Below are 12,755 nucleotides of genomic sequence, written 5' to 3'. Positions count from 1 at the left end.
GCGGTGGAGTTGGCTCATGCATAGAGCGGCCACCACTGTCACACGCATCATCGAGTTCGTCATGGTGGCGCTGATTGCCGGCATGGCGCTGATGGTGTTTGTCAATGTCGTGCTGCGGTACGGCTTCAATTCCGGCATCGCCATTTCCGAGGAGATGGCCCGCTTCTTCTTCATCTGGCTCACCTTCATCGGCGCGGTCGTGACCTTTCATGAGCACGGCCATCTGGGCGTCGAGACCCTGGTGCGGACCTTTGGCCGGCCCGGCCGTGTCATCTGCATGGGCCTCAGCAACGCGATGATCATCTTCTGCTGCGCCATCCTGTTCTGGGGCACCTGGCTGCAGATGCCCATCAACGCATCGATGAAAGCGCCAGTCAGCGGCATGCCGATGATCGGCGTCTTCGGCGTCAGCTTCTTCACCGCAATCGGTATCGGCCTGATCGCGACGGTACGGCTGATCAGGATCCTTCTCGGCCGTGTGACGGAATACGAAATCGCGCAGTTCGTTGGCGATTATGATGACATGGACGCTTTGACGGGGCGCGGCGAATGACAATCGTAGTATTTCTCGTCTCGCTTCTTGGCGCCATGGCAATCGGCACGCCCATTGCCTTCGCATTGATGTTCTGCGGCGTTGCCCTGATGACCTATATGGGCATCTTCAACACACAGATCGTTGCGCAAAACATGATCGAGGGGGCCAACAGCTTCATCCTCCTCGCCATTCCATTCTTCATTCTCGCAGGCGAATTGATGAATGCGGGCGGCCTGTCCAAGCGCATCATCGACTTTGCGATCGCTATGGTTGGCCATCGTCGCGGCGGACTTGGCGTCGTCGCCATCGTCGCGGCCCTGATCATGGCCTCGCTTTCGGGCTCTGCCGCTGCAGACACGGCTGCATTGGCCGCGATTCTGATCCCGATGATGCGCACTGCCGGTTATGACGTTCCCCGATCGGCAGGCCTGATCGCTGCTGGCGGCATTATTGCCCCTGTTATCCCGCCGTCCGTAGCGTTCATCGTCTTCGGCGTGGCTGCTAACGTATCGATCACCCAGCTCTTTTTGGCAGGCATCGTGCCGGGCATCCTGATGGGCGTCGCGCTGCTCATCGCGTGGCAGATCGTCGTTCGCCGTGACAAGGTTGCGGTGTTGCCAAAGCAAAGCTGGGCCGAACGCGGGCGAGCAACCGCGCGGGCGGGTTGGGCGCTTCTGATGCCGGTCATCATCATGGGCGGCATCCGCTTCGGCATCTTTACACCGACCGAGGCAGGAGTCGTCGCGGCCGTCTACGCCCTTTTCGTCGGCCTGTTCGTCTACCGCGAACTCAAGTTCAGCCAGCTCTACGGCGTATTTCTGCGGGCAGCCAAGACCACGGCGGTCGTGCTGTTCCTGGTTGCGTCGGCCCTCGTGTCGGCCTGGTTGATCACGAGCGCCAACATTCCGGCAGAAATCAGCGGCGTGCTGCGTCCATTGATGGATCACCCAACTCTGCTGCTGATCGTGATCATGGTGCTGGTTTTCGTCGTTGGCACCGCATTGGACCTCACCCCGACGATCCTGATCATGACGCCGGTTTTGATGCCGATCGTTCGCCAGGCAGGAATTGACCCGGTCTATTTCGGCGTCCTTTTCATCATGAACAACTGCATCGGCCTGATCACGCCGCCGGTGGGCGTAGTGCTCAATGTGGTCAGTGGCGTCGCCAGAGTGCCGATGGGCAAGGTCATCATCGGCGTCCTGCCCTTCCTGCTGGCGCACACAATTGTGATGTTCCTGCTCGTGTTCTTCCCTCAGATCGTGACCGTGCCGCTCGCATGGTTGCGCTAGGATGACAGCTTCAAAAAACAACAATTAACGGAGGAGAATGAAATGAAACTGAAATCGATCCTTTTGGGAACAGTTGCAGCCGCCATGGCGATTGCATCGACCCTTCCCGCCCATGCCGAGTTCGCAGATCGGGTGCTTCGCCTGTCGAACGGCATCAACCAGGACCACCCGGTTGGCAACGGTGTTGAAGCAATGCGCGCCTGCCTGACCGAGAAGTCCGGCGGCAAGATGAAGATCGCCGACTTCTGGGGCGGCGCACTGGGCGGAGACCTTCAGGCGACGCAGGCCCTTCGCTCGGGCACGCAGGAGATGGTTGTCACCTCATCTTCGCCACTCGTTGGCATCATCCCGGCACTCGGCGTTTTCGACCTGCCCTTCCTGTTCGCCAATGAGGAGGAAGCAGATGCTGTGCTCGACGGCGAGTTTGGCCAGTATCTTTCCGACATGCTGCCGGAATACGGTGTCGTGAACCTTGCCTATTGGGAGAACGGCTTCCGCAACCTGACCAATTCGAGCAAGCCGGTTGAAAAGTGGGAAGATCTTGAAGGCATGCGCGTCCGCGTGATGCAGAACAACATCTTCCTCGACACCTTCGCCAATATGGGCGCAAACGCGATGCCCATGAGCTTCGGCGAGGTGTACTCGGCACTTGAGACCAAGACGATTGACGCGCAGGAAAACCCGTTCGTCACCATCGACACCTCGAAGTTCTACGAAGTTCAGGACTATCTGTCGGTCACGCGTCACGCCTATACGCCGTTCATGCTTCTGTTCTCCAAGCCGATCTGGGACACGCTCGGCGCGGACGAACAGGCTGCTCTTCAGGAATGCGCCATTGTCGGTCGTGACGAGCAGCGCCGCGTCAGCCGCGAGCTGTCGAACAAGTCTCTGGAGAGCGTGATGGAGGCAGGCCTCCAGGTGAACGAGGTCACTCCGGAGGAGTATCAGCGTATGGTGGACAAGGCTCAGGTCGTCTACGACAAGCACGCTGAAAGCATCGGCAAGGAAGTGGTCGAGCGGATGCAGGCTGCCCTGACGGCGATCAGAAAGCAGTAATCAATTGAGACTTGGTGGCGGGGTGTTCACGCCTCGCCACCATCCTGGCAAAGAAGTGACATGGCCCCCCTACCCATCCCGATAAATCTGATTGTCGCTCGCGACGCTCTGACCTTAGCATCCACTCCCGGAGCCGCGCGATGACATCGGTAACGACGGGAAGCGGGCGGCAAGGCATGTCCGATACCGCACGCGGCATGCTGATCATGGTGCTCGCCATTTTCCTCTTCTCGCTCAATGATGCGATGGGGAAGTGGCTGGTGGTTACGTACACGGTCGGTCAGGTTCTCCTGATCAGATCGGCGGTGGCGCTTGCGATCCTTCTGCCTTTCGTCTGGCAGGCCGGGCTTTCTTCCCTGATCAAGGTGGAGCGACCCTGGCAGCAATTTGCTCGTGTGGTTTGCTCCACGGTCGAGGTGTTCTGCTTCTACTTTGCGGTGTCCTACCTGCCATTGGCGGATGTCGTTACCTATTGGCTTGCCGCGCCGATCTACGTTGCCGCCATGTCGCCCTTCCTGCTTGGAGAGCGTGTCGGACCGGTCCGCTGGGCAGCTATCGCGCTTGGATTTATCGGTGTTGTCATTGCTCTCACTCCATCGGGTGAGATCGAACCGCTTGCGATCCTGGCAGCGATCATCGGAACCCTTGCCTTCGCGCTCATGGTGGTAACGGGGCGCACGCTGCGCGGAACGCCGGACAAGACACTGGTTACCTTCCAGTTGGCCGGATCTCTGGTCGCCGGACTGGTGCTTGCGCCCATTGGCTGGGTCACGCCAACGGCACCTGATTTTCTACTGCTCGGCGCATTGGGCGTCGTGGCGATGTTCGCCCATATCTGCGTCAACCGCGCAGTAAAGCTTGCCGACGCTGCGATCGTTGCCCCCTTCCAATACACCATGCTGCCATGGGGAATCATCCTCGGCTGGCTGTTCTTCGACGATCTGCCGCGGCCGGTCATGCTGATCGGAGCCGCGATCATCACCTTGTCCGGCCTCATCATCTATGTGCGCGAGCGCAAGCAACAACGTGAAATTTCGGCCGCCACTGATCCTCTTTCCGGAGATATCCCATGAAGAAGCTGCGCTCCCGCGCGTGGTTCGACACCCCTGAAAACCCTGACATGACAGCGCTCTACCTTGAGCGATACATGAACTACGGGCTTTCACGCGAAGAACTGCAATCCGGCAAGCCGATCATCGGCATTGCGCAGACGGGTTCTGACCTGTCGCCTTGCAACCGCCATCATACCGTCCTTGCCCAGCGCGTTCGCGACGGGATCCGGGAGGCCGGCGGCATCGCATTCGAGTTTCCGGTTCATCCGATCCAGGAAACGGGCAAGCGCCCGACCGCCGGCCTCGACCGCAACCTTGCCTATCTCGGGCTGGTCGAAGTTCTTTACGGCTATCCGATCGATGGGGTCGTCCTGACGATCGGCTGCGATAAGACAACGCCTGCCCTGCTCATGGCCGCTGCGACGGTCAACATCCCCTCCATCGCCTTGTCTGTCGGCCCGATGCTGAATGGCTGGCACCGTGGCGAGCGCACTGGCTCCGGCACCATTGTCTGGAAAGCCCGAGAAATGATGGCTGCGGGCGAGATCGGCTATGAGGAATTCCTCGACCTTGTTGCAAGTTCTGCGCCCTCCGTCGGTTATTGCAACACGATGGGCACCGCCTCGACCATGAATTCGCTTGCAGAAGCCTTAGGCATGCAACTTCCGGGTTCTGCAGCGATCCCTGCGCCGCACCGTGACCGGGCGGAAATTGCCTGGCGCACCGGAAAGCGCATCGTCGAGATGGTTCATGAAGATCTGAAGCCGTCGGACATCATGACGCGAAAGGCATTTGAAAACGCCATCGTCGTCAATTCAGCGATTGGCGGCTCAACCAATGCGCCGATCCATATCGGCGCAATTGCCCGGCATATGGGCGTCGATCTTCCCCTCCAGGACTGGCAGACAATCGGTATCGATGTGCCGCTGCTCGTCAATCTGCAGCCTGCCGGCGACTACCTTGCGGAGGATTATCACCGGGCGGGCGGCGTTCCAGCCGTGGTCGGCGAACTGATCCGGCACAATCTCATCAACACCGACGCGATGACCGTCAACGGCAAGACGATCGGCGAGAACTGCGACGGCGCGACCAGCAAGAACAAGGACGTCATTCGCGACTTCGATAACGCCTTGCGAAAGAGCGCCGGCTTCCTCGTCCTTCGCGGCAACCTCTTCGACAATGCGATCATGAAGACCAGCGTGATCAGCGAGGAGTTTCGCGCGCGTTATCTGTCAAACCCGGACGACCCGGAAGCGTTCGAGGGCCGTGCGATCGTCTTCGACGGCCCGGAAGATTACCACCACCGCATCGATGATCCCGAACTTGCGATTGACGAGCACTGCCTGCTCTTCATGCGGGGAACAGGCCCGATCGGCTATCCGGGAGCGGCCGAAGTCGTCAACATGCGCCCGCCGGACTACCTCATCAAGCAGGGTGTACACTCGCTGGCCTGCATCGGGGACGGTCGCCAGTCAGGAACATCTGGCTCGCCCTCGATCCTGAACGCTTCTCCTGAAGCTGCTGCAGGCGGCGGACTTGCGCTGCTGAAGACCGGAGACCGGGTACGCATCGACCTGCGCAAGGGCGAGGCAAACATGCTGGTCCCGGAGGAAGAGCTGGCGAGCCGGCGTGCCGAGCTTGCGGCTAACGGCGGATATCAGTTCCCCGCGCATCAGACACCATGGCAGGAAATCCAACGCTCTATGGTGGACCAGCTCGGAAATGGTGCGGTGCTAAAGCCCGCTGTCGAGTATCAGCGTATCGCGCAAACCAGTGGTCTGCCACGCGACAACCATTAGATAACTCGGCATCTGCTGAGAGCCGATGGCGCTTGCGCGTCATCGGCCAGCAGGAGACAGGTCCTCTCAGGCTATCCGTTAAGTTCCCCGTTGCTATCGAACTCGATGGGATAGGGCAGCATGCTCGCTGACCGAAGAACAAGTTCTTCGAGGTCTTCCAGTGCGATATTCAGATGCTCATGCTTGCGCCTGAGACGTTCTGCCACCACCGGGACGTTGACGACACGGTTCCTGGCCATTGCCTGTTGCACCATGATCGCCAGGTCTGCTTTCAGTTCAGGCAAGTCGAGCCTCTTCATCATGATCGGCTCCTTTCCTTTGATGAACAACCTTAGCCCACCTGATCGCGTCACGCAAGCAATTCCGTAGAATTATCGTTTGTTTTCAAAAAGTTAGCCAAGTTAGCACTACCCGATCCTTGATGTGATTACATCTAATGCTCGGCGCATCTAGTTGATGTACTTGACGCTGATTGGGGCCCTGCCTAATTTTGATCCAAAGGCAGAACTTACTCATCTTCAGAGGGGCCACGTGTCAGACCTCGAGCGACAGGAACGACTGCAGATCATGCTGTCCGTGGAAGAGCTTGCAGCGCTGGAGGATTGGCGCTTCGAGCAAAGGATGCCCAGCCGCGCGGCTGCTGTTCGCGAACTTCTGCGGCGGGGATTGGCTGCGGAAGGCAAGCTCGTTGCCAGGCCGGGATCAAAATCCGGCGATTTCGGCGTACTTGAACCCGGCCCGGAGCCGGAAGATCAAGACCCTGCCTAGCTCTTCAGCGCAGCGAGCCGCCTTACACGCTCGCGCCAGAGCGTGAACAATCCCGCTCCGACGACGATAGCGGCTCCGACGATCACGTTTACGCTCAGCGCCTCGCTGAACACGAGCAGCCCAACGATCGAGACGAACGGGAATTGCAGATAGGCAAAAGGCTGGATGCTGGACGCGTCGGCAGTGTCATAGGCTTTGATCAGCATCCAGTGCCCTGCAATCGCCAGCACACAGAGGGCTCCAAGCCAGATAGCTTCCTCGCCGGATACTGGCCCCCAATGCATGATGCCGAAGGGGGTGATCAAGATCGCGCCTAGAACACCTGTCCAGAAGAAGCTGACCGAGGCGCTGTCGCCTTGCGCGACATAGCGTGTCAGCACGCTGTAGACCGCAAACATCAGGGCCGCCGCAAGCGGAACCAGGGTCCAGAAGCTGAGAACACCTGAGCCGGGATTGATAATGACCAGCACACCAATGAAGCCCACGAAGATTGCGAGCCACCGTCGCCAGCCGACCTTTTCTCCAAGAATAGGTACCGACAACGCAGCGATGATCAGCGGATAGCAGATGAATACCGCGTGGGTGGCAATGAGGCCGAGCTTCACGAACGAGAACATGATCACGCAGATTTCCGCGATCATGATCAGGGCCCGCAGAAACTGAAGGCCTGGATAGGCGCTGGTAATCGCAGCCCTGAAGCCGCCGCTCGTTCGGGCTGCCCATGCAAGGGCCAGCGCCCCGAACACCCAGAACCGAACCATCACGATCATGTAGACGCTGATGTTCTCCGCCAGATGGCGCGAGATGCCATCCTGCGCCGCAAAAATTGCGCAGGACGCGGTCATGTACAACATGCCGGTACGGTTGTTGGAAGAGCGGTTCTGGGGCTGACTCAAGATCAATTCCGAATCTGTTTGTGGTGTTGATAGCACCTGTTTACGCTCGGAATGCAACCGGGTGACCCCGCATGCGTTAGGACTATCGCGAAATCCATGGAGTGGGTGATGAAAACGTGGGAATCCATTCTGGGGGCGACGATGGCGCTCCTGATCACAACCGGTCTGTCTCACGCTCAGGTCATAGTCGGCTCGAAGATCGACACGGAAGGCGGCGTGCTTGGCAACATCATCCGGCTCGTCCTCGAAAATGGCGACATTCCGACCGTGGATCGCATCCAGCTGGGTGCCACCCCTGTGGTCCGCAACGCGATCATTGCCGGCGAGATCCACATCTATCCCGAATATACTGGCAATGCGGCCTACTTCTTCGACAAGGCAGATGAGCCGATCTGGACTGATGCCGCACAGGCATATGAAGAGGCCAGCAAGCTCGACCTTGAAGCCAACAAGATCGTCTGGCTGACACCCTCGCCCGCCAACAACACTTGGGGCATTGCGATCCGGCAGGACGTTGCGGATGCCAACAATCTGAAATCGCTTTCGGATTTCGGCAAGTTCGTGAAGGATGGCGGCGGGGTGGTTCTCGCAGCGTCGTCCGAATTTGTGAATTCAGCGGCGGCGCTGCCTGCCTTCCAGAGCGCCTACGGGTTCGAGCTTGCCGCCGATCAGCTCATCACGCTCTCCGGCGGTGATACCGCCGCGACCATCGCGGCGGCCGCGAACCAGACGAGCGGGGCCAATTCGGCCATGGTCTATGGCACGGATGGCGGCATTGCCTCCTCCGGACTGGTGGTTCTTGAAGACGACAAGCACGTTCAGCCCGTCTATCAGCCCGCGCCGATCATCCGTGAGGACGTTTTGCAGCAATATCCGCAGATTGCGGATCTGCTGAAACCGGTGTTCGAAAAACTCGATCTCGTCACGCTTCAGGATCTTAACGGTCGCGTTCAGGTTGGCGGCGAGGCAGCCAGTTCTGTTGCCGAGGATTTTCTGTCCGAAAACGGCTTCATGAAGTAGGTGCCGCCGGTGGCCAACCCCGCCACTTCGCCCAGGGGCATTGCGGCGCTGCATGTCGATAAGCTTGGTCTGCTGGTCGCCTTGCTGACGGGTTGGGGGCTTGGTGGCGCCTCCTTTGCGACGTTTCGCGCAAACCGGATCGTGCAGGGAAGCGCGGTCGAGTTCTGGAACGCGCTGCCCTCCAGTCTCGCCTTGGCCGCGATGCTGGGGATCGTCGCGGCGGCAGCGGCAGGTGCGCTTGGACGGTCGCATCTTCTGCGCCTGGCATCAGGTCTTGCGGGCCTGATCGTCGTCCTCCTTCTCATCGGCACTGCTGCGGGTTACCTGACTTCCGAGGGCGACAAACTTGCACGCGTCTCGCCAGCCGCCGGCTTCTGGCTTCTGGTGATTGCGTTTGCGCTTCTCATCATCGACGCGCTGTCGCGACTGTCCGTCAAACCGCTGGTGCGGCTGGTGATACTTGCCGCCTTCTATCTTGTCTTTGGCCTCGGGCTGGCAGCTGGTCTTTGGGATGACCTGTCGCTCCTGAAGGAATATTCCACCCGCGCGGCATCCTTCTGGGCGGAAGGCCGCAACCATCTCGTGCTCGCAATGGGCTCGATGGCAGCGGCGATCCTGGCAGGTATCCCGATCGGTCTCGTGTGTTACGCCCTGCCCGCCACGCGCAGCGCAATCCTAAACATCCTGAATACCATCCAGACCATTCCATCGATGGCGATGTTCACCTTGCTCATCGCGCCCTTGGGCTGGATCGCAACAAATATTCCGGGTGCCAGCGAATTGGGGATCCGCGGGATCGGCACCGCCCCGGCTTTCGTTGCGCTGTTTCTCTATTCGCTTCTGCCGGTTGTCGCCAACACCGTCGCGGGGCTGGCTGGCGTTCCGCACAACGTCCGGGATGCGGCGCGCGGCACGGGAATGACCGCATGGCAGCGGCTCGCAAGGGTCGATTTTCCGCTGGCGCTGCCGACCATCCTGACCGGCATTCGGATCGTTCTTGTTCAGAATATCGGGCTGGTCACCATCGCCGCCCTGATCGGCGGCGGCGGATATGGGGTCTTCGTGTTTCAGGGGCTCGGACAGATGGCAACGGATCTGGTACTGCTTGGCGCACTGCCGACCGTACTTCTCGCCGTCTCGGCCGCGGTGGTTCTTGATGCGGTGATCGAAGCCGCATCATCGCCCGGCGCACAGGGAAAAGCCGAATGATCGAAATCGAGAACGTCAGCAAGAGGTATAATGGCCTTCCGGCGGTCAAGAACGTCTCGATGACAATTCGGGCCCATGAATTCGTCACCATTGTCGGCATGTCCGGTTCGGGCAAGACGACATTACTGCGGATGATCAACCGGCTGGTGGAAGTCGATGAGGGTACGATCAAGATCGACGGGGTCGATAATCGCGATGTCTCCGGGCCGCAGCTGCGCCGATCCATCGGCTATGCGATCCAGCAGCATGGCCTGTTCCCTCATCGCAGCGTCGCCGAGAACATCGGCACAGTGCCAGGACTGCTCGGCTGGACGGTAGAGAAGACCGGCGAGCGCGTGGACGAGCTGCTGAGCCTTTTCCAGCTTGACCCGGCAATCTACCGAGACCGCTACCCGCACGAATTGTCGGGCGGACAGCAGCAGCGCGTAGGCGTTGCACGGGCTCTTGCTGCACGACCAAACATCCTCCTCATGGATGAGCCTTTCGGCGCGCTCGACCCGGTGATCCGGAACAAGGCGCGCGAGGACCTCCAGAAAATTCAGCAGCAATTGGGAACGACCATCGTCATGGTCACGCATGACATGGAAGAGGCGCTGGCGCTTGGCCACCGCATCGCGATCATGGACGGCGGCGAACTCGTCCAGTTTGCCGAACCGGCAGATGTGCTGCGCAATCCCGCGAGCGAGTTTGTCGAGTCCCTCGTTGGCAAGGGCGAGAAGCCGTTCCGGCTGCTGGCCTTTGCCAGCGTTGAAGATCTGATCGAGCCAGGCGAAGCATCAGGCTCTCCGATTTCAGGGCAGCTCTCCTTGCGCGACGCTCTCGCGGAATTCGTGGCGCAGGGGAAAACCAGCCTTCCCGTCAAAGATGAGAACGCCAGGATTGTCGGCCAGATCACGCTGGACAGCTTGGTGCGCAACGGATCTGGCACGCCATGAAGCGGCTGCCGGCACTGCTGCGTATTCTAGCCTTTGTCTGCCTGCTCGCGTTCCTGATCTCTCCGACGAGTTTCGCGCCACTTTTGTCGATGGCGGCGCAGGGAAATGGACCTGTCATCTATGAACGCCAGAGCCTTTGGGTGCTGGCGCTTCAGCATCTTGGCATCGTCTTTGCGGCGACCATCGTTGCCAGCGCGATTGCCGTTGCGATGGCGATATTCGTTACCCGCAGATCCGGCACCGAGCTGCTGCCTCTGGCGCGCAGTGTCGTCAATATCGGCCAGACATTCCCGCCGGTGGCCGTTCTCGCGCTGGCAGTTCCCGCCACGGGATTTGGCGTCGTGCCGACCTTCCTGGCCCTGTTCCTCTACGCGATGCTGCCAATTTTCGAGAACACTCTGACCGGGCTCTCCACTCTGCCGCGGGATGTCCAGGAGGCGGCCAAGGGCGTCGGCATGACGGGAACGCAGCGGCTGTTTTCGGTCGAGCTGCCCCTATGCTTGCCGCTCATCCTCGCGGGAATTCGCGTGGCGGTCGTCATCAGCCTTTCGACGGCGACGATTGGTTCCACCGTCGCTGCGCCGACACTTGGCGAAGTCATCATCGCGGGGCTGCAATCCAACAATTTCGCCTATGTGCTTCAAGGGGCGGTGGTGGTCGCGATGATGGCGGTCCTGATCCACGATGCGCTCTATGCTCTTGAGCGCCGTCTCTCCGCGATCCGATCGGCTTGATTTGGTCGCGCCTTGAAGCGTTTTCGGAGCGGCTCTTCCTCTCGATCCAGCAGCCAGAAGCCGCTGCCGAGAAGGAAGGTGAAGAGAACATAGGTCGATTCCCAGAAATAGACCGCCCACCCAGTCATGAAGAAACCTGCGATCGTGAACATGTAGGCGGCGCGGAAGGTGCGCAGCTTGTCGTCCGTCAGGGAGACCCGTCCGATTGTCCACAGCGCGCTTCCGAGCGCGAGGAAGGTGAGGACACCTGCGGGAATGCCGTGGCGCACAGCATCGATGATCCAGTGCATGTCGATGCTTTCAGTCAGCCATGCAGGCTTGTCCCACATGTTGAAGCCGACCCCGAACAGCGGATTGTTCATGATCGACTGCGTCCCGTACTCCCAGGTCAGCGTTCTGATGTAGGCAGAATCAGCATCGAACGCGAACATGGAAAGGAGGATCACGGCCATCGACCGGTTGGCGAACAACTCCGTGAGGACGAAGAGGGTAATGCCGCCCGCCGCCATGAGGCTCCATTTCAGCGGAAAGCGCTGCAGGACCCCGCCCCAGCCCATCAAGCCGATCTGCCCCACCATTGAGGACAATGGTCCAGATGACAGGGACAGGAACGAGGTGAAGAACACCAGCCCCGCGGCGACAAGGCGCTTTATCAGCGGTTTCCCGTAGCCCACAACCATCCAGGCAAGCGTCAGCGTGCAGCCAATATTCAGGCCGAAATGGATCGGATGGATGTAATTGACCTGCGCGCGATCAAGCCCCCACCGCTGGGGCATCGCGATCATTTCATAAGTCGGCATCACCAGCTGCAATGTCTGCAGCAGCACTTTGCCGCCCGTGAAGGTCTCGTGCATGGCAAAGGGCAAAAGGACGAGGGTGATGATGAAGAGCAGCTTCGCCATCTGGAAGAAGGCGTGTTCATCGCGAATGTAACATCGGGCGACCAGAAAACCGCCCATCGTCTCGATGAAGTAGATCCCTGCAGGCTCGATCGTCTCGCCAAGGCCATGAATGACGAGAATGGCAAGGGTGCACCAGACGCAAAGACCGAACAGCGCAAAATCAGTGAGGCGGACCTTGCCTGCCCCGCCTCTTGCCCATCGCACCAACAACAATGGAACGAGAATGAGGAGGACGAGGCGGTAGGGCGTCAGGCGCAGCGCGCCAAGATTGATGATCCACGGGATCTGGAGCGAGACCAGAAGAAGAATGACAGGCAGCGGCAGCCTTTGCCGCGTCGCGTCGAGCTCACCTGAAGCGGCATTTAGCCTCGATGAATTGGGTTTTGACCGCCTGGCACCCTTAGGCGGACGCTCGCGTGCAATCGGGCTCGCCGCTGTCGACATCGCCTGGCGGTGTTGTTGCTGAGATGTTTGCATGTGCGTCAACTGCTACCTGGGTAGCGAACATAAAGACGTCGTCCGGCCGAAAAGAACCTGTTCTTAAGTGGTAGCGCGCA

At 59.7% G+C, this 12,755-nt stretch carries 13 protein-coding genes; 10 read left to right on the top strand and 3 right to left on the bottom strand.

Annotation, left to right across the window (positions count from 1 at the left end):
• Nucleotides 1-16: 16 nt before the first annotated feature.
• The 5 genes from IOD40_RS11785 to IOD40_RS11765 all read left to right on the top strand — a co-directional run bounded on the left by IOD40_RS11785 (nt 17) and on the right by IOD40_RS11765 (nt 5,734).
• Nucleotides 17-553: a TRAP transporter small permease gene (locus IOD40_RS11785; protein ID WP_233713955.1), complete on the top strand. Its 537-nt coding sequence runs from the start codon at nt 17-19 to the stop codon at nt 551-553.
• Nucleotides 550-1,827 carry a TRAP transporter large permease gene (locus tag IOD40_RS11780; RefSeq protein WP_198476728.1) on the top strand — a complete coding sequence of 426 codons (1,278 nt, stop codon included), beginning with the start codon at nt 550-552 and terminating at the stop codon, nt 1,825-1,827. The genes IOD40_RS11785 and IOD40_RS11780 overlap by 4 nt, the downstream gene beginning before the upstream one ends.
• Nucleotides 1,828-1,875: 48 nt before the next feature.
• A complete protein-coding gene (locus IOD40_RS11775; protein ID WP_198476785.1) occupies nt 1,876-2,883 on the top strand; it encodes a TRAP transporter substrate-binding protein in 1,008 nt (335 codons plus the stop codon).
• Nucleotides 2,884-3,059: 176 nt separating this feature from the next.
• Nucleotides 3,060-3,956, top strand: coding sequence for a DMT family transporter (locus tag IOD40_RS11770; protein WP_233713954.1), 897 nt, complete (start codon nt 3,060-3,062; stop codon nt 3,954-3,956).
• Nucleotides 3,953-5,734 (top strand): IlvD/Edd family dehydratase, encoded by a 1,782-nt coding sequence (locus tag IOD40_RS11765; protein ID WP_198476726.1) that lies wholly within the window; start codon nt 3,953-3,955, stop codon nt 5,732-5,734. The genes IOD40_RS11770 and IOD40_RS11765 overlap by 4 nt, the downstream gene beginning before the upstream one ends.
• Before the next feature lie 71 nt (nt 5,735-5,805).
• On the opposite strand, the gene IOD40_RS11760 is transcribed toward IOD40_RS11765, so the two are convergent.
• Entirely contained in the window at nt 5,806-6,036 is a 231-nt protein-coding gene (locus IOD40_RS11760; RefSeq protein WP_198476725.1) for a hypothetical protein, read from the bottom strand.
• A 229-nt stretch (nt 6,037-6,265) separates the two neighbouring features.
• Between IOD40_RS11760 and IOD40_RS11755 the strand changes: the two genes are divergently transcribed.
• The gene (locus tag IOD40_RS11755; RefSeq protein WP_198476724.1) at nt 6,266-6,502 is read left to right on the top strand and encodes a hypothetical protein; all 237 of its coding nucleotides are present in this window, start codon (nt 6,266-6,268) and stop codon (nt 6,500-6,502) included.
• Here the strand turns inward: IOD40_RS11755 and IOD40_RS11750 are convergent.
• On the bottom strand, nt 6,499-7,398 hold the full coding sequence (locus IOD40_RS11750; RefSeq protein WP_233713953.1) for a DMT family transporter: 900 nt from the start codon (nt 7,396-7,398) through the stop codon (nt 6,499-6,501). The genes IOD40_RS11755 and IOD40_RS11750 overlap by 4 nt on opposite strands.
• A gap of 141 nt (nt 7,399-7,539) precedes the next feature.
• On the opposite strand from IOD40_RS11750, the gene osmF reads away from it, so the two are divergent.
• From osmF to IOD40_RS11730, 4 genes are read left to right on the top strand one after another with little or no spacing between them, the layout of a single operon-like run.
• Complete coding sequence (gene osmF / locus IOD40_RS11745; RefSeq protein WP_407649199.1) at nt 7,540-8,418, top strand: glycine betaine ABC transporter substrate-binding protein OsmF; 879 nt, start codon at nt 7,540-7,542, stop codon at nt 8,416-8,418.
• Between the two features lie 9 nt (nt 8,419-8,427).
• The gene (locus IOD40_RS11740; protein WP_198476722.1) at nt 8,428-9,627 is read left to right on the top strand and encodes an ABC transporter permease; all 1,200 of its coding nucleotides are present in this window, start codon (nt 8,428-8,430) and stop codon (nt 9,625-9,627) included.
• Nucleotides 9,624-10,562 (top strand): ABC transporter ATP-binding protein, encoded by a 939-nt coding sequence (locus IOD40_RS11735; protein ID WP_198476721.1) that lies wholly within the window; start codon nt 9,624-9,626, stop codon nt 10,560-10,562. Before IOD40_RS11740 ends, IOD40_RS11735 begins: the two co-directional genes overlap by 4 nt.
• Nucleotides 10,559-11,296 carry an ABC transporter permease gene (locus IOD40_RS11730; protein WP_198476720.1) on the top strand — a complete coding sequence of 246 codons (738 nt, stop codon included), beginning with the start codon at nt 10,559-10,561 and terminating at the stop codon, nt 11,294-11,296. Before IOD40_RS11735 ends, IOD40_RS11730 begins: the two co-directional genes overlap by 4 nt.
• Here IOD40_RS11730 and IOD40_RS11725 read toward each other — a convergent pair.
• Complete coding sequence (locus IOD40_RS11725) at nt 11,254-12,642, bottom strand: O-antigen ligase family protein (RefSeq protein WP_198476719.1); 1,389 nt, start codon at nt 12,640-12,642, stop codon at nt 11,254-11,256. The genes IOD40_RS11730 and IOD40_RS11725 overlap by 43 nt on opposite strands.
• Nucleotides 12,643-12,755 lie beyond the last annotated feature (113 nt).

The sequence above is a fragment of the Aquamicrobium zhengzhouense genome, from assembly GCF_016124105.1.
Taxonomy (GTDB): domain Bacteria; phylum Pseudomonadota; class Alphaproteobacteria; order Rhizobiales; family Rhizobiaceae; genus Aerobium; species Aerobium zhengzhouense.
This window is presented reverse-complemented; position numbering and strand designations above follow the sequence as displayed.